The sequence below is a fragment of the Sporosarcina sp. E16_3 genome (genome assembly GCF_017347125.1).
Taxonomy (GTDB): Bacteria; Bacillota; Bacilli; order Bacillales_A; family Planococcaceae; genus Sporosarcina.
The window spans coordinates 26,228-52,381 of sequence record NZ_JADPRX010000005.1; the positions used below are offsets into that span (position 1 = coordinate 26,228).

Consider the following 26,154-nt stretch of genomic DNA (forward strand, 5'->3'; position numbering starts at 1 on the left):
TTGACCAAGCAAAACCGACACTCACAACCCTAAAAAAGCTGCACATAGACGGGGAATCCCGCTCATGTGCAGCTTTTACTTATCCTCAATCCTCGTCCGAAATCATTTCATCATACGCAATCTTCACAGCTTCATAAACAAACAAGGCACTGAGCGCATGCGGCTGAACAATCCGTACGCCGTCGTCGCCAGGCAATAAGCCACGCGTAAGCCCAGTCGATAGATATGTATAGGCTAAATCTTCAAGTTCATTGCCGCTACCTGATTTTTCAGCGGCAAGTGCGGCAAAAGGAATGAAGTCCCTAGCAAGTTGCCGTGCAAGTTCTAATGCAGGCTCATCCATCGCAGAACGCGTTAACAACCAAATCCTGTCGGCTGTTGTAATGTCCATTCCAAGCTCATAACGGACGGCGCCGTTAAGGGGTTCCGCACCGTGAAGGGCGGTTGCAGTTACTGCCTCCATTTCACCGAAGCCCGCAATAATGATACGACCTTCACCAATTGTTGCCTGCGCGAGTAGACGGGCTGTCTCTTCAATAGGCCCTTCACCGTTTCCAGCGATACGTAGAAGAAGTCCGCTGATTTGTGTCGTCAACATTTTCAAAATTACCACCTCAAGCTTATTATAGGAAGAAGGGTCCTGGAAAGCAAAAGACAAAGTTTTGTCAAAAAAGAAGGGTATATGGGAAGTTTGTCAAATAAGGTAGGTATAACATCACGGTATTTCAGAAAGAGGGGATGGAGATTGAGGAGTCTGTTAATTGTCGATGATCAAAAGGGAATTCGATTATTGTTGGATGAAGTGTTCCGCCGGGAAGGGTTTAAAACAACGCTAGCTGCAAATGGATTAGATGCACTCCGAGCGGTGGAACAAGAAGTGCCAGGCTGTGTCCTGCTTGATATGAAAATGCCAGGCATAGATGGATTAGAGGTTTTAAAAAGATTGAAAATGGGCTGGCCAGAGATACCAGTCATCATGATGACTGCATATGGCGAAATTGAATTAACGGAAGATGCATTAAAAACTGGGGCTGTGAAATATTTTACTAAGCCATTTGATATTTATGAAGTTCGTGATGCAGTGAACGCGATGTTCAAAAACTGACAAAACAGGCAGTGGTAAACACTGGCTGTTTTTGTTATGATATTAGTGGTATACAATAATCACACTATTCTTTTCAAGATCCTAAGGAGGAATTCGCATGGCACTTGTTTCCATGAAAGAAATGATGATCAAAGGGAAAAAAGAAGGATACGCAATAGGTCAGTTTAATTTAAATAACCTTGAATATACGCAAGCAATTTTGTTGGCGGCACAAGAAGAACAATCTCCTGTTATCCTTGGTGTATCTGAAGGCGCGGCACGTTATATGGGCGGTTTCACAACGGTTGTCAACATGGTGAAAGGCCTTATGCACGATTATAAGATCACAGTTCCTGTCGCGATTCATCTGGATCATGGTTCAAGCTTTGAGAAATGTAAAGAAGCAATTGAGGCGGGTTTCACTTCCGTTATGATCGACGCTTCATCGAAACCACTTGCGGAAAATATTGAAATTACGAAAAGTGTGGTTGATTATGCACATGAACGGGGAGTTTCTGTCGAAGCAGAACTTGGGGTCGTTGGAGGCCAGGAAGATGATATTATTGCTGAAGGCGTCATTTATGCGAACCCTGCAGAATGTAAAGAGCTTGTGGACAAAACAGGAATCGACTGTCTTGCGCCAGCACTAGGATCAGTCCATGGACCATATAAAGGCGAGCCAAACCTCGGTTTTAAGGAAATGGAAGAAATCTCAAGTCAATCGGATTTACCACTTGTCCTACATGGCGGAACAGGTATTCCGACAAAAGATATTCAAAAATCCATTTCATTCGGAACGGCTAAAATTAACGTCAATACAGAAAATCAAATACAAGGTACAAAAGCTGTCCGTGAAAAACTTGCGGCAGACGCTGAAGCCTACGATCCACGTAAATTCTTGACGCCGATGCGTGATGCCATCAAATTAACGGTTATCGGTAAAATGCGCGAATTCGGTAGTTCACAAAAAGCTTAATTATACATTGCTAAAAGAGAGAGGAGAAACGTCAGCATTGATGTATTCTCCTTCTTTTAAGGTTTCTTTGTAGCTTTTTTGCAAAAAACTACGAAGAAAAGTACTTTCCATCATGTATTCAATATAGGGTTACATCCATACTAATAGGGGGAATTTATTCATGAAGTTTTTCATCGATACAGCAAATTTTGAAGAAATCAAAGAAGCGCACGCTTGGGGCATACTATCAGGGGTTACAACAAATCCTTCTCTTGTCGCAAAAGAAGATGTACCTTTCCATGATAGATTACGAGAAATTGCGGCACTTGTCCCAGGTTCAGTGAGTGCAGAAGTCATCTCACTTGATGCGGACGGCATGATTAAAGAGGGACGCGAATTGGCGGAAATTGCACCAAATATTACAGTGAAATTACCAATGACACCTGAAGGACTGAAAGCTTGCTCGGTCTTCTCTCAAGAAGGCATCAAAACAAACGTAACACTTATCTTCAGTGCAAATCAGGCACTTCTTGCAGCACGTGCAGGAGCGACATATGTTTCCCCATTCCTCGGCAGACTCGATGACATTGGACAAGATGGCATGGCGTTAGTCTCTACAATTGCAGATATCTTCTCAATCCACAATATCAAAACAGAAATTATTGCTGCATCCATCCGCAGCCCACAGCATATTACAGACGCAGCGCTTAGTGGTGCAGACATCGCAACGACACCTTTCAATGTGTTGACACAGCTATTCAAGCATCCACTTACGGATAAAGGAATCGAAGCATTTCTTGCGGACTGGGAAACTAGAAAGAACAAGTAAGGCATCGAAGGAGAGTCATATGGACGTTTATAAAATAACAGGCGGCAAACCATTGCAAGGGTCAATTAAAGTGAGTGGTGCTAAAAATAGTGCGGTTGCACTTATCCCTGCTTCAATTCTGGCTGATTCCCCCGTTACAATCGAAGGGCTGCCAGAAATTTCGGATGTCGTTACCCTTCAGGCGCTACTGGAAGACATCGGTGGGAAAGTTGAATTTAATAAAGGAACGATGACGATTGATCCAACAGAAATGATATCGATGCCACTTCCGAACGGAAACGTGAAGAAGCTTCGTGCATCCTACTATATGATGGGCGCGATGCTTGGTAGATTCAAACACGCAGTCATCGGGTTGCCAGGTGGTTGTCATCTGGGGCCACGACCAATCGATCAGCATATCAAAGGTTTCGAAGCGCTCGGCGCAAAAGTGACCAACGAACACGGTGCCATTTATTTGCGCGCTGAAGAATTACGCGGTGCGAAAATCTATTTGGACGTCATCAGTGTTGGCGCAACAATTAATATCATGCTTGCAGCAGTTCTCGCAACGGGTCGTACGACAATTGAGAATGCAGCGAAGGAACCTGAAATCATTGACGTCGCTACACTGCTGTCCAATATGGGTGCGAAAATCAAGGGCGCAGGAACGAATGTCATTCGTATAGATGGCGTGGAAAAACTTCATGGCACAAGGCACACGATTATTCCAGATCGAATTGAAGCGGGTACTTTCATGATTATGGCTGCTGCAGCGGGCGATGGTGTCACAATCGAAAATGTCATCCCATTCCATGTTGAGGCGCTTACAGCGAAACTTCGCGAAATGGGCGTTGATATTGTTGAAGGTGAAGAACAAATCTTCATTCCAAAGTCGCGTAAATTAAACGCCGTCGATGTGAAAACACTAGTCTATCCAGGTTTTCCGACGGATCTTCAACAGCCATTTTCCGTGTTGCTAACGCAAGCAGCTGGACCTTCCGTCATTACAGATACGGTTTACTCGGCTAGATTTAAACATATCGACGAGCTCACAAGGATGAATGCTGATGCACGCGTCGAAGGACGATCAGCAATTCTAGCTGGACCGACGCCGCTTCAGGCAGCAACAGTACGCGCATCGGATCTTCGTGCAGGGGCCGCACTCGTTATTGCGGGACTCATTGCCGACGGAGTGACTGAAGTACAAGAAATTCAGCACATCGAGCGCGGGTATAGTTCACTTATCGAAAAACTCCAGGGAATTGGAGCGGATATCCGTAAAGTATCGATTTCGGAAGAAGCAACCGTGGGCGAATGAACGACCCAACACTAGAAAAAGTTATGCTATAATTAGTCAGAGAGCCAAAACTTACGGGATCTAACCGTATACCAGGAGGAACACAAATGGAACGTAGTTTATCTATGGAATTAGTTCGTGTTACAGAAGCAGCAGCAGTATCAGCTTCACGTTGGATGGGACGCGGATTGAAAAACGAGGCGGACGACGCTGCAACAACAGCAATGCGTACGGTATTCGATACAATTCCGATGCAAGGGATTGTCGTAATTGGTGAAGGGGAAATGGACGAAGCACCGATGCTTTATATTGGTGAAAAGCTAGGGACTGGAAATGGTCCTGAAGTGGACGTCGCTGTTGACCCGCTTGAAGGAACAAATATTGTCGCAGCAGGCGGCTGGAACGCACTTGCAGTTATTGCAATTGCTGATAAAGGCAATCTCTTGAACGCACCAGATATGTATATGAACAAAATTGCTGTCGGTCCTGAAGCGGTTGGTAAAATCGATATTGATGCATCCGTAACTGAAAACCTTATGGCTGTTGCTAAAGCTAAAAACAAAGATATCGGTGACATTGTTGCGACTGTTCTTAACAGGGAACGTCACGCTGCAATCATCGAAGAAATTCGCGCTTCAGGCGCACGCATTAAGCTTATCAATGATGGTGATGTTGCGGCAGCTATCAATACTGCTTTTGATGAAACCGGCGTAGACATTTTATTTGGACTTGGCGGAGCACCTGAAGGCGTTATCGCTGCAGTTGGACTGAAATGCCTTGGTGGCGAAATCCAGGGTAGACTCGTTCCTTCAAATGATGCTGAACGCGAACGTTGCATCAAGATGGGAATCGACGTCGACAAAGTACTTTACATGGACGACCTTGTCAAAGGGGACGACGCGATATTCGCTGCAACTGGCGTAACAGACGGAGAACTCCTTCGCGGCGTACAATTTAAAGGCGGTTACTGTGAAACGCATTCATTAGTTATGCGTTCGAAGTCCGGCACAATTCGTTTTGTTGAAGGCCGTCACAGCATGGAGAAAAAACCTCTGCTTGTCATGCAAGACTGATAGAGCTCATCGCCCGGCCATAAACCGGGCATCTTCGCTTGTATAGGAAGTACCTGTATATATCCGGGGGGCCCTCGTTTGAAGGGGACCTTCAGGATATATCATTATGAAATACCTTCCTAGATTAACCTCAAAAATTTTTCCCGCATTAGCGCGCAGTAAGACCCCGGCGTCAAGGTTCTCGGAAACCCGAAGCAAGTGGAGTTCGGGGTCAACTGCCCGTAAAAGCCTGAATGGTGAGGGCCAACGAGGAGGAATTGCAGTTCATTCCTCCCTGTTGGTTACTTAGGCTTTGCCACAGGACGTGGCGCTCTTAGCCTAAGTTCCTTAAACAATCAGTGGGGGATAAGGAACCCCCTTCTGATTGAAGTTTCACTTTAACCCATTAACCTAAAGAGTGGTGCCAAAAGATGACAGTGTTAACGATATCAGCATTGGAGAATATGATTTTAAAAGAGTTATATGCCCATGCAAAAGAATATAAAGTTGCTTATTACAGCAAGCTGACAAAAAAAGAACTTATTTTTGCTATATTGAAATCAAGAGCTGAACAGGAAGGATTCTTCTTTATGGAAGGCGTCCTTGAAATTATCCAATCGGAGGGCTACGGCTTCCTTCGTCCAATCAACTACTCACCAAGCTCAGAAGATATCTATATATCCGCTTCACAAATTCGACGTTTTGATCTTCGAAACGGTGATAAAGTAAGTGGGAAAGTTCGGCCACCGAAAGAATCAGAACGTTATTATGGCCTTCTGCAAGTGGAAGCCGTCAATGGAGAAGATCCAGAAGTAGCACGAGAACGCGTGCATTTTCCAGCACTAACACCACTTTATCCAGACCGTCATATCAAACTTGAAACGGATCCATTAAAGTTATCGACACGTATTATGGATCTTATTTCGCCGGTTGGTTTCGGTCAGCGCGGACTCATCGCCGCTCCGCCAAAAGCAGGGAAAACATTGCTGTTGAAGGAGATTGCGAATTCAATTACACTGAATCATCCTGATGCGGAACTGATCGTCCTCCTCATTGATGAAAGACCAGAAGAAGTGACGGATATCGAACGCTCCGTGAAGGCTGACGTCGTCAGTTCAACTTTCGATGAATTACCGGAAAACCACGTCAAAGTGGCGGAGCTTGTATTGGAACGGGCGATGCGACTTGTAGAACATAAACGAGACGTTATCATTCTCATGGATTCCATTACACGACTTGCGCGTGCATATAACCTGGTTATTCCGTCAAGCGGACGTACACTGTCAGGCGGTATCGATCCGGCTGCATTCCATCGTCCAAAACGATTTTTCGGGGCAGCACGTAATCTCGAAGAAGGCGGTAGCTTGACCATTCTTGCGACGGCTTTGATCGACACAGGTTCACGCATGGATGAAGTCATCTATGAAGAATTTAAAGGAACAGGCAATATGGAGTTGCATCTTGACCGTAATCTTGCGGAACGACGGATCTTCCCAGCGCTTGACATCCGCCGCTCGGGTACAAGGAAAGAAGAATTACTTATTCCTGCAGACCAACTTGAAAAGCTATGGGCGATTCGCAAAACATTTTCCGATTCGCATGACTTCACAGAACGTTTCATGAAAAAATTGCGTCTGACAAAAACAAACGAAGAGTTCTTCGACAAGTTAAATGACGAAATGAAAGCCCACCGTAATGGCAAAGGGTTGTTATAAGCGAGTTCAATTTCTTTGATAGATGAAATGCTTAAAGATAAAGGCTGTGCGGTCTATCGTTGGCCCATTATCGGTTCGCTTTGGACAAAGTGAACGCTACACGATTACCGTCATAACAAGCGCCAATCTTAGTGACTTCGTCACCAAGATTGGCGCTCTTTTCGGTAATCCTGTTACCGTTATTTGTCCTTCGCTCCCTGATAATGGTCAAAGGAAAAGTGCGCTTGCTTTTTATAATGAAAGAATAGATTCTTCTCTATCACTTTTTAATGCGCCCGAAGATACAATTTCGGGCGCTACCCCCAATTCTATGGTTTGCCCATTTCCAAGAAATAACCAATGCAGGCGTCTTTCATTGCTAACCGAAGAGATAATAGTAGGAATTCTAACTTACCCCATGTATTGGGACTGTTTTTAAATGCATTCTATAGGTTCATGGAACCACAGGTTGTAAAAGATCTCATCCCTGATAACGAAATGCGCTTTCTACTATAAACCATCCAGCGAGAGGCATCCACAAAGCGGCGCAGCGGTAATAGCGGGATTTCTAATTCATTCCATGTATTGGGACTGTCGTTTAATGCATTCTATAGGTTCATGGAACCGCAGGTTGTAAAAGATCTCATCCCTGATAACGAAATGCGCTTTCTACTATAAACCATCCAGCGAAGGCGCGACTTCGTGGTAGCCGAAGCGATAAGACTGAAAGCGGTTTTCTTTCCGGCTTATCGCGAGAGGCATCCACAAAGCGGCGCAGCGGTAATAGCGGGATTTCTAATTCATTCTATGTATTAGAACAAGCGAATTAAATGGGATTCTTTATTTCGATCTATATACTTTGAACAAATGAATTCATATATAAATCCAGCGAAGGCGCCTTACAGGGGTAGCCGAAGCCCTAAGACTGGCGGCGAAGCTGCTCGGCTTAGGGTGGGAGGCATCCCCGAGCGCCGCAGCGTTATACAATGAAATTAAAATAGTTGCATCTGCAAAAAAAACTTGTTATAATCTCTAAGGTAACTTAAATAATATCTGCGTGCATATGCGGTTGACGAACACGGACCGTGTAAGGCATCAGTCTTATAATACAACTCTGTTCCAGATGGTTCAGGGCGAAAGGAGAGAGATTGATGAAAGCAGCAATTCACCCAGCTTATAAAGTGTCAACTGTTACTTGTTCATGTGGTAACACATTTGAAACAGGTTCTGTAAGAGAAGACATTCGTATTGAAGTTTGTAATGAATGCCACCCATTCTACACTGGACGCCAGAAATTTGCTCAAGCGGACGGACGTGTCGACCGCTTCAACAAAAAATATGGTCTCAAAGAAGAAGGCCGCGAAGAAGAGTAAGATCTTCTCAATACCCGTCAGGTGCACTAGCGCCGGGCGGGTATTTCTTTTTGGAGAAAAACATGTCTAACATATTTAGGCTTGAAATAAAAGACGTTAAATTCAACTGATTTTAGGGTATGATAGATAATCCAATGATATGTAAAGAAATAATTATATAGAAGCAACTGGAAGGAGATTCACCATGTACGTAACTATGCAGGGCGGTTGGATTGAGGTCATTTGCGGCAGTATGTTTTCAGGGAAATCTGAGGAATTGATTCGACGAATTAGACGTTCGCAGTTTGCCAAACAAAAAATTGCGGTATTCAAACCGGAAATCGATGATCGTTTTAGCGAAGAAGCCGTTGTTAGCCATAATGGGACAACTGTTATCGCGAATCCGATTGCCAGCTCCAACCGTATTGAACAGTTTGTCACCGATGATTTTGACGTAATCGCAATCGATGAAGCCCAGTTTTTTGACGAGGGTATCGTCGACGTCGTGATGGAATTGGCCAATCGTGGATTCCGTGTAATTGTCGCTGGACTTGACCAAGACTTTCGTGGCGAACCATTCGGACCTATGCCACGTCTAATGGCTGTGGCTGAACACGTTACCAAATTACAAGCTGTCTGCACGGTGTGTGGATCGCCCTCAAGTCGAACGCAGCGGCTCATTAATGGCACGCCTGCGGGCTATGATGATCCCATCATTCTAGTTGGCGCTTCAGAAGCGTACGAACCAAGATGCCGCAAGCACCACGAAGTACCAAAAGGCGTAACAGCTGTAGCAATTGCAAAGGGATAACAGCAATCGAGCCCGTCCGGCAGAATAGGGCGGGTTTTTTTCGTGCATAGCGATGCGGGTGCAGCGTTATTAAGTTTCTTGGGAGTGTTGTTTAGTTTAGGCGTAGCGTTGTTAACTTCGGCCAGAACGTTGTGAGCATCGCGCGAACCGTTGCGAACCCCACCAAACGTTGTTTAGTTTAAGTGTTGCGTTGTTAACTTCCGCCAGAACGTTGTGAACTCCGCGCGAACCGTTGCGAACCCCACCAAACGTTGTTTAGTTTAGGCGTAGGGTTGTTAACTTCGGCCAGAACGTTGTGAACATCGCGCGAACCGTTGCGAACCCCGCCAAACGTTGTTTAGTTTAGGCGTGGCGTTGTTAACTTTCACAAGAACGTTTTGAACATCGCGCGAAACGTTGTCAACTTTCACAAGAACGTCGGCATCAGTGAAATAACTGTATTTACCAAGCGAATTCCCGTACAATGAACGTACAAAACAGTCCTGAAAAAGAGGTGTCCACAATGTTTGATAGGTTACAAGCAGTAGAAGACCGATATGATCATCTGAATGAAATGCTCAGTGATCCCGCGGTAGTAAGCGACATTACAAAACTTCGTGATTATTCGAAGGAGCAGTCTGGCTTGCAGGAAACGGTCGAAACATACCGTGACTATAAACACGCAAAAGCCGAACTAAAAAGTGCCAAAGAAATGCTGAATGACCATCTTGACGATGAAATGAAAGAACTTGTCAAAATGGAAGTATCCGACCTTGAAGATCAAATCGAATCATTCGAAGGAAAACTGAAAATATTGCTTGTGCCAAAAGATCCGAACGACAACAAAAACGTCATCATGGAAATCCGGGGCGCGGCAGGTGGCGATGAAGCGGCACTCTTCGCCGGCAGCTTATTCCGTATGTACAGTCGTTTCGCGGAAATGAACCACTGGAAAGTAGAAGTATTGGATTCATCTCCTACAGAGCTCGGTGGCTTCAAAGAAATTATCTTCATGATTAACGGAACGGGCGCCTACTCCAAATTGAAATTTGAAAACGGGGCACACCGCGTGCAACGGGTACCGGAAACTGAATCCGGCGGGCGTACGCATACCTCAACAGCAACCGTCGCGTGCCTTCCAGAAGCGGAAGAAATCGAAATTGTCATTCATGAAAAAGATATTCGAACGGATACCTACTGCTCATCTGGTCCTGGAGGTCAGTCGGTCAACACAACGATGTCCGCCGTCCGATTGACGCATCTTCCAACAGGTATTACCGTGTCTATTCAAGATGAGAAATCGCAAATTAAGAATAAAGAAAAAGCCATGAAAGTATTACGCGCACGTGTTTCCGATAAATTCACGCGCGAAATCCAAGATGAGTATGATGAAAAAAGAAAATCCGCAGTCGGTACAGGCGACCGTTCTGAACGGATTCGCACATACAACTTCCCGCAAAACAGGGTGACTGATCACCGTATCGGGCTGACAATCCAGAAACTCGATCAAATTATTGAAGGTAAACTCGATGAAGTCATCGCTGCGCTAATTATGGAAGAACAGGCATACCGTCTAGAAAGTTTGGATCGCAATGACTGAAAAAATCTATGAAGCTCTCCAGCGGGCTTCTTCTTTATTAGAACAACAAGGCCTTGAGCCACATGCTGCACAGCTCCTTATGGAATTTGTCACGCAAAAGACCAGAGCTTCTTTATTTGCAGATGTACAGGAACAACTTACAGGAGAGCAACACAAAGACTTTTGGGATAAAACCGCCGAACTGCTCGAAGGAAGACCTGTGCAATATGTCATTGGTGAAGAAGGTTTCTACGGCTACACCTTCAAAGTGGATGAAAATGTTCTAATACCGCGCCCAGAAACAGAAGAGCTCGTTTACGGAGCGCTTGAACGAAGCCAGAAACTCTTTGGAACTAAAAAGATTACCATAGCAGATATCGGAACAGGTAGCGGCGCAATCGCGATTTCATTCAAAAAAGAATGGCCTGAAGCTCTCGTTACTGCAACGGACATCAGTGAAGGTGCACTTGCAATCGCGAAACATAACGCAAAAGCGAACGACGCCGAAATTACTTTCCTGCAAGGAGATATAACGGCGCCGATCTCACAGGACAAGTGGGACGTCGTGTTATCCAATCCACCCTACATCGCGCATGACGAAGCGGCTTTAATGTCTGGTACGGTCCTCGACCACGAACCGCATAATGCATTATTTGCGGATGAAGACGGACTCTACTTTTATCGAAAGCTTGCAGAAACGTTGCCTACACTTATGAACAAGCCTTCCCTTATCGCAGTCGAAATTGGCTACCTGCAAGGACCAGCTGTGCATAAGTTGTTCGAAGAGGCATTCCCAGAAGCCTTAGTTGAAACGGTAAAAGATATCAATGGCAAAGACCGAATGATATTTTGCGAGACTTGTGAATAAATTCCTCCTACTCTGGCAACAATGCAGAGTAGGAGGGGATAGACATGTTAACAGACTACGAGATTATAAGAAAGAAAACGATAGGTCAAAAATGGTTGCCTTATATTGAATTCATCATCATGCTCATCATTATTCAGGCCTTCATAGCGGTATTCGTGACGGCGACAGAAGAAGAGGATACCATCCGTTTCAGGCTACTTGCCCATTCAGATACGTCTGCCGATCAGCAGATTAAAATAAGTATCCAACATGAAATTCAGCCGCTCATCGAAAATGCAGTGAATAAGTCGCGTACAAAAAAAGAACTTGGGGATAACTTGGTGGCACTCGAAAGCGATATCCTTGAAATTGCTAACGCTATGTCAAACGGCGCTGCTATTTCGCTCGAACGTAAAGAAGCATTGTTTCCGCCGAAGCGTTCGGGTCTATTTATTAGCCCGCAAGCGACATATGATGCCTATATTTTGACAATTGGTAGTGGGCGTGGGGATAACTGGTGGTGTGCAATGTTCCCGAAAATCTGTTTCCCGGATAAAAAAGAGGAAGAAGAACAAAAAGTCACTTTTTTCGTCTGGGAGTGGATAAAAGGGCTATTCGCATAAAGTTACCAACAAACCTTGTGGATAGAATGATCAAAATGTGTATAAGTGGGGGATTAGCCTATGGAAACAAAAGTGGTTTCGGTGGATAACTTTATGGATAACAAAAGAAACTATGAACAGGCTGTGGATATTTTAAAAAATGGCGGTGTCGTCGCGTTTCCTACGGAGACAGTATACGGTTTAGGTGCACTGGCAACGGATGAGTTAGCGGTGCAAAAAATCTTCGAAGCAAAAGGAAGACCCTCAGACAATCCGCTCATCGTACATATTGGTAATAAAGAACAAGTTTTCAACTATGCAACAGGAATTTCCGCAGAGGCGGAAAAGCTGATGGAGACATTTTGGCCTGGCCCGCTTACGCTTGTTTTCCACAAAAAAGTCGGCGTCATCGCCCTAAACGTAACGCCAGGCGTTGAGACGGTGGGAATCCGAATGCCGGATCATCCGGTTGCATTAGGACTTCTGCGTGCACTAGGTGAACCGCTCGCAGCACCAAGTGCTAATCGAAGCGGAAAACCGAGTCCAACTGAAGCGGGTCATGTACATAAAGATCTTGACGGACTTATTCCACTCATTCTTGATGGAGGACAGACTGGTGTTGGTGTCGAGTCAACGGTGTTGGATATGACGACCGTTCCGCCCACTATTTTACGGCCGGGGGGGACGACGCAAGAAATGATTGAGAGCATCATTGGTCCTGTAAACTCTGAAACAAAGTCACCTGGCGAACAAGCACCACGTTCCCCCGGGATGAAATATTTGCACTATGCGCCGGAAGCTCCACTTTATGTCATCAATTACGACGCTGATAAAATTCGTGCAGCTATTGAAAAACTTCACGCTGAAGGTAAGAAGGTCGCGTTGATTGGGCCTGATGAATTGGGAATTTTGGGTGCGGATTGGTACTTTGCGATTGGCTTGGCAGGTAACAATGAAGCAATGGCGACAAATTTATACGGAGCGCTTCGTAAATGTGATTTGACGGAAGCGGATCTTATTCTAGCCGTTGAAACGGACATGGCTGGAGTTGGAGCGGCTGTTATGAACAGATTAATGAAAGCGGCCGAAGGAAAACACTACATGAACTGAATACCACACGAATGAGCTCCCCGGACACCGCATAAGATTGACTGATGCGGATTTCGGGGAGGTTTTACTTTGACAGAAGTTTTCGTGGCTGGCATTACGACCTTGGACGTTTTAGTGATTTATTCTTTCCTACATATAAATAAAGGTAGATTTGTATTAGTACTCTGGACAACGTTGCTCAATATGGTTTTCCCGTTTCTCGGATTCATAACTGGAGAACTTTCGGCGCATATATTTACAGTTTGGAGCAGTATTTTATCTGGTGTAATGCTCAGTTTGATTGGTATACATATGTTGCTACAAGACGGTGAAAGTAGTTCTACTGGGAAACAGCTATCTCCATTTTTAATCGCATTTGCAGTAAGTGTCGATGCCTTTTCAGTGAGTGTTTCATTTGGTATGCTTCATATGGATAAAATCCTTTTCATCGTCGCATCGGGATTATTTACCTTCGTCTTTTCCTGTGCCGCCTTCCTATTAAAGGGACATCTTGGTCTTAAAAATGGGAAAGCCCTAAGGCTAATTGCAGGATTCGCTTTATTAATAATAGGAGTATTGTCATGTTTTAGTTGAAAATGGTCGTTTCTTTATTCGCAAAACTCGGTTATTCTAATGTGGGAGGGTGATAAGAATGAATATTTATTTGATTTGCACCGGAAATACGTGCAGAAGCCCGATGGCGGAGGCGATTCTCCGTTCTAGGGGGATTGACAATGTGTCAGTTCGTTCAGCGGGTGTTCATGCACAAGACGGCTGGCCGATTTCTCTGAACGCGAAAACACTTATCGAAGAAGCGGACATGCTTTACACGCCTGTTTCAAGAGTTGTTTCAAGTGAGGATTTAAAGTGGGCGGATGTCGTTTTAACAATGACTGAAGGGCATAAAGCTAATCTCATTCATTCCCACCCAGAAGTGAAATACAAAACATTTACTCTAAAAGGATTTGTGAAACCAGAATTACCTGGCGATGTGAACGACCCGTACGGAGGCGATATCGAAACATATCGGCATGTTTTCAACGAGTTGTCGGGAATTATCGATGTGCTTGAACAGAAATTGATGGAGGAATAGCGATGAGAGAAAAAAGGGGAAATAAGTTCGGATTAAAGAGAAAGCTTATTCTGTTTATAACGATACTTGCGATTGTCACTTACACAACGAGTGCATTATTCATTAATGTCGTACAACCACAATTTTTCCCGAACTTTGAACCGTTCTGGTTCGCAGTGCTGACGTATGGAATGGGAATATTTTGGTCAGGTGTGTTAGCAGCACTCTTCAGTACAATATTAACGAAACCATTGCAAAATCTCGAGGAAGCGGCCAAAAAAGTTGCGGATGGGGAAATCGGTACGGATATCATACTGCCAAACTCGACTGATGAAATCCGTTCAGTAGCGGAAGCGTTTCAGCATATGGTTCTTAATTTGCGTGCGATAGTCGGGCAAATTGAGATGAACTACGAAAAGACGGCGAGTACAGTGGATAATTTGTCAGTTGAAACCGGAGCTGCTGCGAGACAAGCGGATGCCGTAGCATCTACGATCAAGGAAATTGCTCACGGCGCAGAGGAATCGGCAATCGCGATTCAAGAAACAGCAGAAGCAATTGAAGATGTCCGGCTATTAGCTGTTGAAGTGAGCAACAGAGCGGAGGATTCCTCTGGACGCTCAAAAGAGATGCTTGAGGAACTTGTACGCACGACAGAAGTATTCCGTTTGCTTGTCGATGGCATCCGAAATATGTCTTCACAAAGTGAACTATCACTTGGCACAATTAGGCAACTGGATCATAATGCACAGAAAATCGGTGAAATCGTCCAACTTGTTGGTAATATTGCGGCACAGACGAATTTATTGGCGTTGAATGCATCCATCGAGGCTGCGCGTGCAGGTGAACACGGCAAAGGATTTGCAGTCGTTGCAGAGGAAGTGCGTTTGCTAGCTGATGAAAGTGCCAAAGCCGTAAATGGGATTTCAAATCTTGTTGCAACAATCCAGACAGACGTTACGAAAGTCGTGAAGGAAATGGAACAACAAGTGAAAACGGCGGCAACCGAAGCAGATCGTGCCAATGAAACAAGTGAAAATGTCGAAGCAATGGCATCCAAAGTGAATGGTATGGCGGATTCCGTCGTTGAAATTAAAAAATTTGTCGAACTGCAGTTGACAAATATAGAGACGACCGCACGCCAATCACAAGAAGTTGCAGCAATCGCGGAACAAACATCCGCTGGTGCGCTTGAAGTCGGGGCGGCAACAGAAGAACAAGTTCAGTCAATTGAACAGGCAGATGCGATGGCCAGTGAACTGAAAAGGCAGTCTGAAGACCTTTATAATGTTATTAGTCGGTTTGATCGGACTAAATAACGAAAAGCGGAAGCAGCCGTTAAGACGCGACAGGCATAAGGCGGATCTGCGGTGTGGCGTTCTTGGCCACAAAGCTGAGCCGCCTTATGACCCAAGCGTCTGGCTGCAGTAGCTAGACATAATGAAAAGCGAAAGCAGCCACCGGAGTCAAAGCATAAAAATACGAAACACAGCCCAAATTTTCATCTGGCTGTGTTTTTTTTGCCGAAAAATGATAGAATGAGTTGTGTGTATATTAAGAAAAGAGGGATCCTGTGAAAATCGCGATTTCTTCAGACCATGGCGGAAACAATCTTCGTCATGAGATAATCAAATTATTGGCAGAACTCGGGTTGGAATTTGTAGATTTTGGCCCAGATTCGAATGAGTCCGTTGACTATCCGGACTATGCAGCACCGGTCGCGAATGGAGTGGCATCGGGTAAATTTGACCGAGGTATTGTTATTTGCGGAACAGGGATTGGCATGTCAATTGCGGCGAATAAAGTAAAAGGCATCCGTTGTGCCCTTGTCCATGATGTCTTTAGCGCGAAAGCGACTAGGCAGCATAACGATTCAAACATCCTTGCGATGGGCGAACGCGTTATCGGACCAGGACACGCAAGGGAAGTAGCAACAGCTTGGCTAAACACGAAATTCGAAGGTGGTCGCCACGAGCGCCGTATTGGCAAATTGATGGAACTTGAAGACTAAAAAAGGAACGCAGCTTAAGTGCGCCACTTAAGAGGAAGGCAGTCTAAAACCGCGACGTCCTGTCGCAACGACTGCATGACCAGCTTCGTGCTGGCCTTGGCAACAAGGAGGGATGAAGTTCAATCCCTCCCCACTGCATGACCTACATCCTGTAGGCCCAAGCGGAAGTGGCCTGCATAAATGCGACAGGCATAAGACGTGAAAAGGAAGGCGGTCTAGGTTCGCGACGTCGTGTCGCAACGACTGCATGACCTGCATCCTGCAGGCCCAAGCGGAGTACTTGGCCGCGTAGCTGGAACGACTTATGACCCGAGCATTTGGCTGCTGTAGCTAGACACCATGAAAAGCGGAAGGTAGGTGGGTATAAAGTGGATGCTCTGAATTTATGGAAGCTTCAACTCGAGCAACTGTTAGCAGAAATGGCTGAACAGACAGACCTTATACCGGGCACAATATTCGTCATCGGCTGCTCGACCTCTGAAATTGCCGGCAAACGAATCGGCACTGGAGGCGCGCTTGAAATTGGAAAAGCGCTATACGAACCCTTAACAGATTTTGCCGAAAAGCATAAACTAATTCTTGCATTCCAAGGTTGTGAACATATTAACAGGGCGCTGACAATTGAACGACATGCCGCCGAAAAGTTCATGCTTGAGCCAGTTTCAGTCATCCCAATGATACATGCGGGTGGTTCAATGTCGGCCTACGCTTATCAGCATATGAATGACCCTGTAGTTGTAGAGGAAATTCGCGCCAGTGCAGGCATCGATATTGGACAAACATTAATCGGCATGCATTTGAAGCGGGTTGCTGTCCCTTTACGTACATCAATCGGGAAAATCGGCAATGCAGTTGTCACGGTCGCAACAACAAGGCCGAAGTTAATTGGTGGAGAACGTGCAACATATAAAATAGATAATGAAGGGGAATGAGAATATGGAATTGAACAAATTGGGCAACGTACAACGTGAAGATGAGGCAGTATACGAAGCGATTATGGCGGAGAAAAAGCGTCAACAGTCAAACATCGAATTGATTGCATCTGAAAACTTCGTAACAGAAGCAGTTATGGAAGCGCAAGGTTCTTATCTAACGAACAAATACGCAGAAGGCTACCCTGGCAAACGCTACTACGGTGGTTGCGAACATGTTGACGTTGTTGAAAATATCGCACGGGACCGCGTAAAAGAAATCTTCGGCGCGGAATATGCAAACGTTCAGCCGCACTCTGGTGCACAAGCAAATATGGCTGTCTATTTTGCTGTACTTGAGCCTGGAGACACAGTTCTTGGTATGAATCTTTCACACGGCGGTCACTTGACACACGGAAGCCCAGTTAACTTCTCGGGCAAATTGTACAACTTTGTAGATTACGGAGTGAGCAAAGAAGATGAGCTTATTGACTACGAAGATGTCCGTCAAAAAGCGCTTGAGCATAAACCTAAAATGATCGTTGCGGGTGCAAGTGCCTATCCACGTGAAATTGATTTTGCTAAGTTCCGTGAAATTGCGGATGAAGTAGGCGCATACTTATTCGTCGACATGGCACATATCGCGGGGCTTGTAGCAGTCGGCGAACATCAAAACCCAGTTCCACATGCACATTTCGTCACTTCGACAACTCATAAAACATTACGCGGACCTCGCGGTGGTCTTATTCTTTCTACAGAGGAATTTGGTCGTAAACTTGATAAATCAATCTTCCCAGGAGTTCAGGGTGGACCATTGATGCACGTTATCGCTGCAAAAGCGGTTGCATTTGGCGAAGCACAAAAACCGGAATTCAAAACATATATTCAACAAGTGAAAAGTAATGCTAAAGCATTGGCTGAAGCGCTAATAGCTGAAGGTGTTGACATTGTATCCGGCGGAACAGATAACCATTTGGTTTTGCTTAACCTGCGTTCACTTGAAATCACGGGTAAAATTGCAGAGCACGCATTAGATGAAATCGGCATCACTACGAACAAAAATACGATTCCATTTGACACAGAAAGTCCATTTGTCACTTCAGGAATTCGACTTGGAACACCAGCTGTTACAACACGCGGCTTTAAGGAAGAAGAGATGAAAGAAATCGCATCAATCATGGCAGTAGTTCTGAAAAATCATGAAGACGAAGCTGTGAAAAAAGAAGCTCAGCAACGTGTTGTTGCATTGACGGACAAATTTCCGCTATATGCATAATATCTAAAGAAATAAGCCGCTATCACTATGGATGGCGGCTTGTTTTTTTGGTTTATCTGTTAGCTGTAATTATAGGGGGAGAACTACTATGAACAATCCTCAAATAAGTACTAAAGTTTCTGAGGAAAAGAAAACCTTGATCAGGTGGCTCCAACGGTTTGGGAGCCGTTTTCAGACAGGTTTCATCGTAACGGATCCAGGTGCGGGTGATGATCCCGTCATTTTTGTCAATGAAGTATTCACAGCTATAACGGGTTTTTCATCTGAAGAAGTAGTAGGGCGAAATCTGAGTTTTTTGCATGGCGAAGAAACGGACATGGATCTTATAAGTGAAATTGATCAAAAACTACGAAGTGGTATGCCTGCAAATGCAGAAATTCTCAACTATAAAAAAGACGGGACCCCTTTTTGGAATGAACTCGTCATCCAACCGATAGTTGACAGCAGTGGGAATATTTTATTTACTGCTTCTTTCGTTCTTGATGTGACGGAACGGAAAAAAGATGAATCCTTGCTTAAACTGCAAGAAAAAATATTTACTGGTATTAATGCTGGAGTAGAGCTTGGCGATCTACTGCAAAAAATATGTGATGTTATCGAATCGTACTTTCAAGCGGGATCAATTTGCTCCATCCTTTTCAAGGAGAAGAATGGTAGCTGGACTGTTGGCGCTGCGGGATCGGTCCCTGAATCGTTCCTGCGAGAAATGCTGATTAATGCATCAACCGTTGGAGACGAAATTCCTGAAGAATTGGGTATTATTGAAAATATATTGGACAATCCCGAGTGGGTTAGGAGATTAAGTGTAAGCTCGATGTTTGATTACCACGCAAGTTGGTCAGTACCGATACGGGATAGTAAGGGGAACCTTGATGGCGTATTCACGGTTTGCATGAGGAAGCCAGGCATACCTACTGAAACCCAAATGCAGTTTTTAGAGAAACTGCCGCCCTTGATTCAACTGGCAAAATCCTATTACGAACAACAGGAACAGTACCGAAGACTTTCGTTTTCAAATCCAGAAACTGGTTTGCCAAACCGTTATGCATTTTTGGAACAGCTAAAACGTAATATCTCGGATGGCGGAGAACATTTTATTGCAGTCATTGAACCGGCCGAATATGCTAAAATTGTTGATTTATATGGAAGAGATGCGGCTGATGAACTGTTCATTCAACTAGGTAAACGGATTGGGCAAGTGGGGAATGAAAAAACGAATTATATCGGGCGTTTTTCAAGTGCAACACTCGCCATGACTGGTGATAGTAGTGAAGGTGATGGAGATACCTTCCTCGTCGAAATAGGTAAAAGTGTTGCGGAGCCATTCATTGTCGCAGGACAAGAAATGTTCATCACATTGAAAATTGGTATTTCATTTTCCGAAGGCGACCTTACTAGTGAAGAGGAACTGTTACGCCGCGCCGACATAGCCATGTCAGACTCGAAAAAAAAACCGGGCAATGCGATGTCATTTTACAGAGGTTTGCACAATGAGGAATCGGTAAAAGAAATGAGGATATTCAACGAATTATCAAAGGCGCTACTTGCGCAGGAAATAGATGTCCATCTTCAGCCAAAAGTCAATTTGAAAAATGGAGAAATCATCGGCTTCGAAGCGCTTGCTCGATGGTTCTCATCGGTATTGGGTCCAGTTCCACCAAATCTGTTCATCCCCGCCGCTGAAAATATGGGGAAAATCATTGATCTGGAAATTATTGTTTTATCAAAAGTGATGGAATGGCAGCGGAAACGGGAACAGTCAGGTGAAAAGATGTATCAGGTGGCCGTCAATATTTCTGTCCACCATTTCTTTGACTGCACTTTCGTCGAGAAATTAATAAGGCTGACTACTAACTATGACCTTTCACCCAAGCATATTATGTTGGAAATGACGGAGAGTATCGGACTCGTTGACTTACAAAAGGCGAAGTTAATTTTCCATGCACTAAATGCAGCAGGGTTCGAAATATCTGTCGATGATTTTGGCGTAGGCTTTTCATCGCTCAGCTATTTGCCTCAATTGCCTCTTTGCGAATTAAAGATTGATCGAAGCTTCATAAGTGCGCTCGATGAACCAGGCACGCTTGCTGTCGTCAGAACAATTATTCAACTGGCTGAAAACCTCAATTTGAGAACAGTTGCGGAAGGAATCGAAGAGGAAAGACATATCGGGATTTTACATAATATGGGCTGTGAAGTCGGACAGGGTTTCTATTATTACAAGCCAATGCCATTACAAGAAATCGAGCGATTGCTTGCTGAATAGTTAGACATATAAGTAGTCGGTTGTCTAGCGTGCCTGAACTGGAAAGTATCTGTTATAATGAACAGGACATTCTAATAAAGGGGCGAATAATAATGCCGAAAATACATGTTTTTGACCATCCACTTATCCAACATAAACTAACGTACATACGTGATATCAAGACAGGAACGAAAGAATTCCGTGAGCTTGTCGATGAAGTAGCGACACTTATGGCTTACGAAATCACGCGCGAACTTCCACTTCAGGAAGTGGAAGTCCAAACGCCTGTCTGTAAAGCTCAATCGAACGTACTTGCAGGTAAGAAACTTGGAATCGTACCAATCTTGCGCGCAGGTATTGGAATGGTAGATGGAATCCTAAAATTAATTCCAGCAGCAAAAGTAGGACATATTGGTCTTTACCGTGATCCTGAAACATTGCAACCCATCGAATATTACGTAAAACTACCTTCTGATGTAGAGGTACGTGATTTCATTCTTGTCGATCCGATGCTTGCAACGGGCGGATCTGCGATTGCGGCGGTCGAATCATTGAAGAGCCGCGGTGCGAAAAACATTAAGTTCATGTGCCTAATTGCTGCTCCAGAAGGCGTGAAAGCATTGACAGAAGCACATCCTGACGTGGATATTTATATCGCTGCGATGGATGAAAAATTGGATGAAAAAGGCTACATCGTACCAGGACTTGGCGATGCTGGCGACCGTCTATTCGGAACAAAATGAGTTGAAAGGCGTGAAGATTTTGACAAAGAAATGGAAAGTGATGACGATTTTCGGTACAAGGCCGGAAGCTATTAAAATGGCTCCGCTTGTGTTGGAATTACAAAAGCATTCGGACGACATCGAATCGATTGTGACGGTTACAGCGCAACATCGTGAAATGCTGGACCAAGTGCTTCACACATTCGGTATCACACCAGATTTTGATCTTAATATCATGAAGGATCGGCAAACACTAGTCGATGTTGCAACACGCGGACTCGAAGGACTTGACCGCATCATGAAAGAATCACAACCCGATATCGTACTTGTCCACGGAGATACATCGACAACTTTCATCGGTGGCCTCGCAGCGTTTTATAACCGAGTTTCGGTTGGACATGTTGAAGCAGGACTTCGTACGTGGGATAAATATTCGCCGTACCCAGAAGAAATGAATCGACAGCTAACAGGCGTCATTGCTGACCTTCATTTTTCACCGACAGAACAATCGGCCCGCAATTTAATAGCCGAAGGGAAGTCGGAAGACCGCATCTATATCACAGGAAATACCGCGATTGATGCTCTTCAAACGACAGTGCGTGAAGAGTACTCACATCCAGTTCTCGATAAAATCGGAACCGACAGGCTAATCTTACTGACTGCACATCGTCGTGAAAATCTTGGCGAACCAATGCGCAATATGTTCCGTGCGATTAATCGGTTACTTGCGAAGCATGATGATATCCAAGTTATCTATCCTGTTCACATGAATCCGGCAGTGCGTGAAGTGGCTGATGAACTTCTTGGCAACAACGATCGAATTCATCTAATCGAACCGCTTGAAGTTGTTGATTTCCACAATTTCGCAGCACGTTCACACATTATCTTGACGGACTCGGGTGGTATCCAAGAAGAAGCACCTTCACTCGGCAAACCGGTTATCGTCTTGCGTGATACAACAGAACGTCCGGAAGGTATCGAAGCGGGGACGCTAAAACTGGCTGGCACGGATGAAGAAAAAATCTTCACTTTGACGGATGAACTTTTAACCGACGAAGCCGAATACAGCAGAATGGCAAAAGCCTCCAATCCATACGGAGACGGTCAAGCTTCCAAGCGAATTGTTGAAGCGTTGAAAAAGTACCTATCTTCTATAAAGTAACAACCAGCACGACGACCGGATCAATCCGGTCGTATTTTTTTACGGCCATTGGAAGTAATGGCAAACCGGAAATTAGTAATGGCTCTTGCCAAGTTAGTCATGGGACCGCCGCGAAGTCATGGCAAACCGGAAGTTAGTAATGGCTCTTGTCGAGTTAGTAATGGCTCTTGTCGAGTTAGTAATGGGTCCACCGTGAAGTCATGGCAAACCAGAAGTTAGTAATGGCTCTTGCCGAGTTAGTCATGGGCCGCCGTGAAGTCATGGCAAACCAGAAGTTAGTAATGGCTCTTGCCAAGTTAGTCATGGCCCGCCCCGAAAACTATCACGTCGCTCCATACCAAAAGAGGGAAACCTCTAATGGGCAACTCATTACAATTAATATACGTCAACTAATCATCCAATTTTGTCGAATGTTTGACAATGTGAAGACTTTGTGAAAAATTTCACTGTAATCAATTGACATCAAAATATGCCTATTGTATGCTTACAAAGGGTAAGAATGATAGGGTTTTCATATATGAAACGGCAACATAATGTGATTGTTAAGGCTTTGTTAACATCCTCTCGTTTTTTGATGGATGTGCAGAGGCTTAAATAGCATCATGCATTCGATTTAACGTAGCATCTGCCGAATTGCCTTCCATTCGACAATACTCGCAAAACTTACGGTTCCACCCTTTTCAGAGTCTCGCCAAGAATAGTGTAAGCGGCCTGCTTAGACTGGACAAATAACTGGCTGGACAGCGAAACGGGACTACCCCGCTTTTCCTTGTGATTTGCTTGCTACTAAGCCTTATCTCAATCGAAGTTGCAAGACTCCATACAATTTGGAAATACGAATCAGGAGAATCGCCTACTATGCAAACATTGCAAGAAATTCATAAAAAGCAAAGGAAAGTTCTCTTTTTTTTGCTCGCATTGTTCGTTCTAGGCTGGGCATTAACTGATTTGAAACCGATTTTCGCAGGATTAATTCTCGGATCTCTGTTCGGATTGTATAATTTTTGGATTCTTGTCCGTAGAATGGAAAGATTCGACAAGATTTTTACGGAGGGTAAGAAAAGAGCATCACTCGGAACGATGATGCGTTTCGCATCCGGTGTGGCTGCGGCGGCAGTCGCGATTTCGCTGCCGGAACATTTTAACCTGGTTAGTTCGGTTATCGGGCTTATGATTCCTTACATCCTGCTATTGGCTGATGGGATTATATTCCGTACAAAAAACCATTAAAGCTTTTTCGTAGAAAAGAGCTAACATCGAACTTTTCTTTTTATCAGAAGAGAGTTACCATCGAACTTTTCTTTTTCGTAGAAAAAGCTTAAACCGATTGTGAAAGGGAGGTGAACGAAACGTGAACCATGAAAATCCGACGATAGAATGGCTCGGATTGACATTCAACTTGTCAAACGTCCTAATGCTTTTCATCACGTGCCTGATTGTATTCCTTATTGCATTCTTTGCTACACGAAAAATGCAGCTGAAACCTACGGGTATGCAGAACTTTATGGAATGGATCATGGATTTCGTAAAAGGTATTATCAAGAACAACATGGACTGGAAAACAGGCGGTCGATTCCATGTACTTGGAATAACGCTATTAATGTTTGTTTTCGTAGCCAACGTAATCGGACTACCATTCTCGATTCAATACGATCATAAACTTTGGTGGAAATCACCAACAGCAGATCCAACAGTTACGTTGACACTTGCTGCAATGGTCGTTGTGCTATCGCATTACTATGGTATCAAATTGTTAGGCCTCAAAGAATATGGGAATAGCTATTTAAAGCCAATGCCATTTATGGCCCCATTGAAAGTCATTGAGGAGTTTGCAAATACGCTGACACTTGGTCTGCGTCTTTACGGTAATATCTATGCAGGTGAGGTCCTATTAGGTCTTCTTGCAACACTTGGAGCAGGAAGCGTATACGGCTTTGTCGGCGCCCTAGTTCCAGCACTCGCTTGGCAAGGATTCTCGCTCTTTATCGGAGCTATCCAAGCATTCATCTTTGTTATGTTATCGATGGTCTATATGGCGCATAAAGTCAAAACAGACCATTAAACATATACTGCCCGTTTAACGGGTGAACAAACAAAAAAACTCGAAAATATTAGGAGGAAATTATACTATGGGTCTTTTAGCAGCGGCAATCGCAATCGGTCTTGGAGCACTTGGTGCAGGTATCGGTAACGGTCTTATCGTTTCAAAAACAGTTGAAGGAATCGCGCGTCAACCAGAAGCACGTGGCGTTCTTCAAACAACAATGTTCATCGGTGTTGCACTAGTTGAGGCGATTCCTATTATCGCAGTAGTAGTAGCTTTCATCGTTATGAACAAATAATAATTACCAACATTAACAAAATGGCGAAGAGCGCACTACAAAGTCCTTCGCCATTCCTTTATGGAGAAATATGCGTAACACAACTTATGAAATAAAGTACAACTAACTATATTTGTGAACTATAAGCTCTTGAAGGGAGTGAAACAATCGTGTTTTTGGATACCTTCGTCCTATTGGCAGCAGATTCAGCCGATCAAGGATTCTTAGCAAGTCTGAACGGCGTACTCAAACTAAACCTAGGTGACATTATCGTCACACTTTCGTTTTTCACGATTCTCATGCTTCTTCTGAAGAAGTTTGCTTGGGGCCCACTTATGGGTATCATGGATCAACGTGCTGAGTTGATCGCAAATGAAATCGAATCGGCTGAAAAGAGCCGTACAGAATCACAAAAAATTCTTGAAGAACAACGTAACCTGTTAAATGAAGCGCGTACTAACGCTCAGGCGATTGTTGAGAATGCCCGTAAGCAAGGCGATACTCAACGTGCCGAAATTATCACAGCAGCTCGTTCAGAAGTAGGTCGTATGAAAGAAGAAGCAACTCTTGAAATTGCATCTGAAAAAGACAAAGCTATCGCGGCAGTTCGCGGAGAATTCGTATCTCTTTCTATCCTTGCAGCGTCTAAAGTTCTCGGTAAAGAAATTTCCGAGGAAGATAATCGCGCATTGATCGAAGAAACGATTGCGAAGGCAGGCGAAGGGCGATGAGCCAATCGGTTGTAGCAAAACGCTATGCACAAGCATTGTTTGAACTAGCACAAAAAAACGGACAAACTGGCGCAATTCAAGAAGATCTTATTGAATTGAAAAAAGTTTTCCAAACAAATAAAGAGCTCGGTCAATTACTTCAATCACCGAGACTAAAATCAACAAAAAAGAAAGAGCTTATGGCAGATCTATTCAAAGGTGCGAACCAGCTCATTTTGAATACATTATTCCTAATGCTCGACAAAAAACGCATGGACGAGGTTGTAAACCTTGTTAACGAGTTTATCGCTTATGCGAATGACGCAGCAGGCATCGCTGACGCGAAAGTGTATTCTACACGTCTGCTTACAGTGGATGAAAGCCAAGCTATCTCTACTGCGTTCGCGAAAAAGATTGGTAAATCAGCATTGCGAATTGAAAACATCATCGATCCGAGCTTACTTGGAGGCATCCGTCTTCAAATTGGTAACATTATCTACGACAGCAGCGTAAGCGCGAAGCTTGAGCGACTGAAACGGGATCTTATCGGTTCATAAATCTGAAATTTGAGGGGT

General features: G+C 44.3%; 28 protein-coding genes. 27 read left to right on the plus strand and 1 reads right to left on the minus strand.

What is annotated here, in order from left to right:
• Positions 1-85 precede the first annotated feature (85 nt).
• Positions 86-598 carry a DUF2529 family protein gene (locus tag I2483_RS05535; protein ID WP_218624867.1) on the minus strand — a complete coding sequence of 171 codons (513 nt, stop codon included), beginning with the start codon at positions 596-598 and terminating at the stop codon, positions 86-88.
• Between the two features lie 147 nt (positions 599-745).
• Here I2483_RS05535 and I2483_RS05540 point away from each other — a divergent pair, with 147 nt between their 5' ends.
• The 27 genes from I2483_RS05540 to I2483_RS05670 all read left to right on the plus strand — a co-directional run bounded on the left by I2483_RS05540 (position 746) and on the right by I2483_RS05670 (position 26,136).
• On the plus strand, positions 746-1,105 hold the full coding sequence (locus tag I2483_RS05540) for a response regulator (RefSeq protein ID WP_255550279.1): 360 nt from the start codon (positions 746-748) through the stop codon (positions 1,103-1,105).
• 97 nt (positions 1,106-1,202) lie between these two features.
• A complete protein-coding gene (locus tag I2483_RS05545; protein ID WP_207174290.1) occupies positions 1,203-2,060 on the plus strand; it encodes a class II fructose-bisphosphate aldolase in 858 nt (285 codons plus the stop codon).
• A 160-nt stretch (positions 2,061-2,220) separates the two neighbouring features.
• The gene (gene fsa / locus I2483_RS05550) at positions 2,221-2,868 is read left to right on the plus strand and encodes a fructose-6-phosphate aldolase (RefSeq protein WP_207174292.1); all 648 of its coding nucleotides are present in this window, start codon (positions 2,221-2,223) and stop codon (positions 2,866-2,868) included.
• 19 nt (positions 2,869-2,887) lie between these two features.
• On the plus strand, positions 2,888-4,165 hold the full coding sequence (locus I2483_RS05555) for a UDP-N-acetylglucosamine 1-carboxyvinyltransferase (RefSeq protein ID WP_207174294.1): 1,278 nt from the start codon (positions 2,888-2,890) through the stop codon (positions 4,163-4,165).
• An 86-nt stretch (positions 4,166-4,251) separates the two neighbouring features.
• Complete coding sequence (gene glpX / locus I2483_RS05560; RefSeq protein WP_207152006.1) at positions 4,252-5,217, plus strand: class II fructose-bisphosphatase; 966 nt, start codon at positions 4,252-4,254, stop codon at positions 5,215-5,217.
• 410 nt (positions 5,218-5,627) lie between these two features.
• Positions 5,628-6,911 (plus strand): transcription termination factor Rho, encoded by a 1,284-nt coding sequence (gene rho / locus I2483_RS05565; RefSeq protein WP_207174296.1) that lies wholly within the window; start codon positions 5,628-5,630, stop codon positions 6,909-6,911.
• Positions 6,912-8,041: 1,130 nt separating this feature from the next.
• Positions 8,042-8,263 carry a 50S ribosomal protein L31 gene (rpmE, locus tag I2483_RS05570; protein WP_186667930.1) on the plus strand — a complete coding sequence of 74 codons (222 nt, stop codon included), beginning with the start codon at positions 8,042-8,044 and terminating at the stop codon, positions 8,261-8,263.
• A 184-nt stretch (positions 8,264-8,447) separates the two neighbouring features.
• The gene (locus I2483_RS05575) at positions 8,448-9,053 is read left to right on the plus strand and encodes a thymidine kinase (protein WP_207174298.1); all 606 of its coding nucleotides are present in this window, start codon (positions 8,448-8,450) and stop codon (positions 9,051-9,053) included.
• Between the two features lie 502 nt (positions 9,054-9,555).
• Complete coding sequence (gene prfA, locus I2483_RS05580; protein ID WP_207174300.1) at positions 9,556-10,632, plus strand: peptide chain release factor 1; 1,077 nt, start codon at positions 9,556-9,558, stop codon at positions 10,630-10,632.
• Positions 10,625-11,479 (plus strand): peptide chain release factor N(5)-glutamine methyltransferase, encoded by an 855-nt coding sequence (gene prmC, locus I2483_RS05585; protein ID WP_207174302.1) that lies wholly within the window; start codon positions 10,625-10,627, stop codon positions 11,477-11,479. Before prfA ends, prmC begins: the two co-directional genes overlap by 8 nt.
• 44 nt (positions 11,480-11,523) lie before the next feature.
• A complete protein-coding gene (locus tag I2483_RS05590; protein WP_207174304.1) occupies positions 11,524-12,081 on the plus strand; it encodes a stage II sporulation protein R in 558 nt (185 codons plus the stop codon).
• 60 nt (positions 12,082-12,141) lie between these two features.
• Positions 12,142-13,170: an L-threonylcarbamoyladenylate synthase gene (locus I2483_RS05595; protein WP_207174306.1), complete on the plus strand. Its 1,029-nt coding sequence runs from the start codon at positions 12,142-12,144 to the stop codon at positions 13,168-13,170.
• A gap of 69 nt (positions 13,171-13,239) precedes the next feature.
• The gene (locus I2483_RS05600) at positions 13,240-13,743 is read left to right on the plus strand and encodes a manganese efflux pump MntP (protein ID WP_207174308.1); all 504 of its coding nucleotides are present in this window, start codon (positions 13,240-13,242) and stop codon (positions 13,741-13,743) included.
• Between the two features lie 58 nt (positions 13,744-13,801).
• Positions 13,802-14,242 (plus strand): low molecular weight protein arginine phosphatase, encoded by a 441-nt coding sequence (locus tag I2483_RS05605; RefSeq protein ID WP_207174309.1) that lies wholly within the window; start codon positions 13,802-13,804, stop codon positions 14,240-14,242.
• Between the two features lie 2 nt (positions 14,243-14,244).
• A complete protein-coding gene (locus I2483_RS05610) occupies positions 14,245-15,540 on the plus strand; it encodes a methyl-accepting chemotaxis protein (RefSeq protein ID WP_207174310.1) in 1,296 nt (431 codons plus the stop codon).
• Between the two features lie 254 nt (positions 15,541-15,794).
• A complete protein-coding gene (gene rpiB / locus I2483_RS05615) occupies positions 15,795-16,232 on the plus strand; it encodes a ribose 5-phosphate isomerase B (RefSeq protein ID WP_207174311.1) in 438 nt (145 codons plus the stop codon).
• A 368-nt stretch (positions 16,233-16,600) separates the two neighbouring features.
• Complete coding sequence (locus I2483_RS05620) at positions 16,601-17,164, plus strand: TIGR01440 family protein (RefSeq protein ID WP_207174312.1); 564 nt, start codon at positions 16,601-16,603, stop codon at positions 17,162-17,164.
• Positions 17,165-17,168: 4 nt separating this feature from the next.
• Positions 17,169-18,419, plus strand: a complete 1,251-nt coding sequence (locus tag I2483_RS05625) for a serine hydroxymethyltransferase (RefSeq protein WP_275955981.1) — start codon at positions 17,169-17,171, stop codon at positions 18,417-18,419.
• An 88-nt stretch (positions 18,420-18,507) separates the two neighbouring features.
• Complete coding sequence (locus tag I2483_RS05630; RefSeq protein WP_207174314.1) at positions 18,508-20,685, plus strand: sensor domain-containing phosphodiesterase; 2,178 nt, start codon at positions 18,508-18,510, stop codon at positions 20,683-20,685.
• A 92-nt stretch (positions 20,686-20,777) separates the two neighbouring features.
• A complete protein-coding gene (upp, locus tag I2483_RS05635; RefSeq protein WP_207174316.1) occupies positions 20,778-21,407 on the plus strand; it encodes a uracil phosphoribosyltransferase in 630 nt (209 codons plus the stop codon).
• Positions 21,408-21,426: 19 nt separating this feature from the next.
• Positions 21,427-22,548 carry a non-hydrolyzing UDP-N-acetylglucosamine 2-epimerase gene (gene wecB, locus I2483_RS05640; RefSeq protein WP_275955984.1) on the plus strand — a complete coding sequence of 374 codons (1,122 nt, stop codon included), beginning with the start codon at positions 21,427-21,429 and terminating at the stop codon, positions 22,546-22,548.
• A gap of 200 nt (positions 22,549-22,748) precedes the next feature.
• Positions 22,749-22,985, plus strand: a complete 237-nt coding sequence (locus tag I2483_RS05645; RefSeq protein WP_207174318.1) for a hypothetical protein — start codon at positions 22,749-22,751, stop codon at positions 22,983-22,985.
• Positions 22,986-23,406: 421 nt separating this feature from the next.
• Positions 23,407-23,778 (plus strand): ATP synthase subunit I, encoded by a 372-nt coding sequence (locus I2483_RS05650; protein ID WP_186667910.1) that lies wholly within the window; start codon positions 23,407-23,409, stop codon positions 23,776-23,778.
• Positions 23,779-23,899: 121 nt separating this feature from the next.
• Entirely contained in the window at positions 23,900-24,610 is a 711-nt protein-coding gene (atpB, locus tag I2483_RS05655; protein ID WP_186667908.1) for a F0F1 ATP synthase subunit A, read from the plus strand.
• Between the two features lie 67 nt (positions 24,611-24,677).
• Positions 24,678-24,890 carry a F0F1 ATP synthase subunit C gene (gene atpE / locus I2483_RS05660; protein WP_186667906.1) on the plus strand — a complete coding sequence of 71 codons (213 nt, stop codon included), beginning with the start codon at positions 24,678-24,680 and terminating at the stop codon, positions 24,888-24,890.
• Positions 24,891-25,039: 149 nt separating this feature from the next.
• Positions 25,040-25,600, plus strand: a complete 561-nt coding sequence (atpF, locus tag I2483_RS05665; RefSeq protein ID WP_207174320.1) for a F0F1 ATP synthase subunit B — start codon at positions 25,040-25,042, stop codon at positions 25,598-25,600.
• Complete coding sequence (locus I2483_RS05670; RefSeq protein ID WP_207174321.1) at positions 25,597-26,136, plus strand: F0F1 ATP synthase subunit delta; 540 nt, start codon at positions 25,597-25,599, stop codon at positions 26,134-26,136. Before atpF ends, I2483_RS05670 begins: the two co-directional genes overlap by 4 nt.
• The last annotated feature ends 18 nt before the right edge of the window (positions 26,137-26,154 follow it).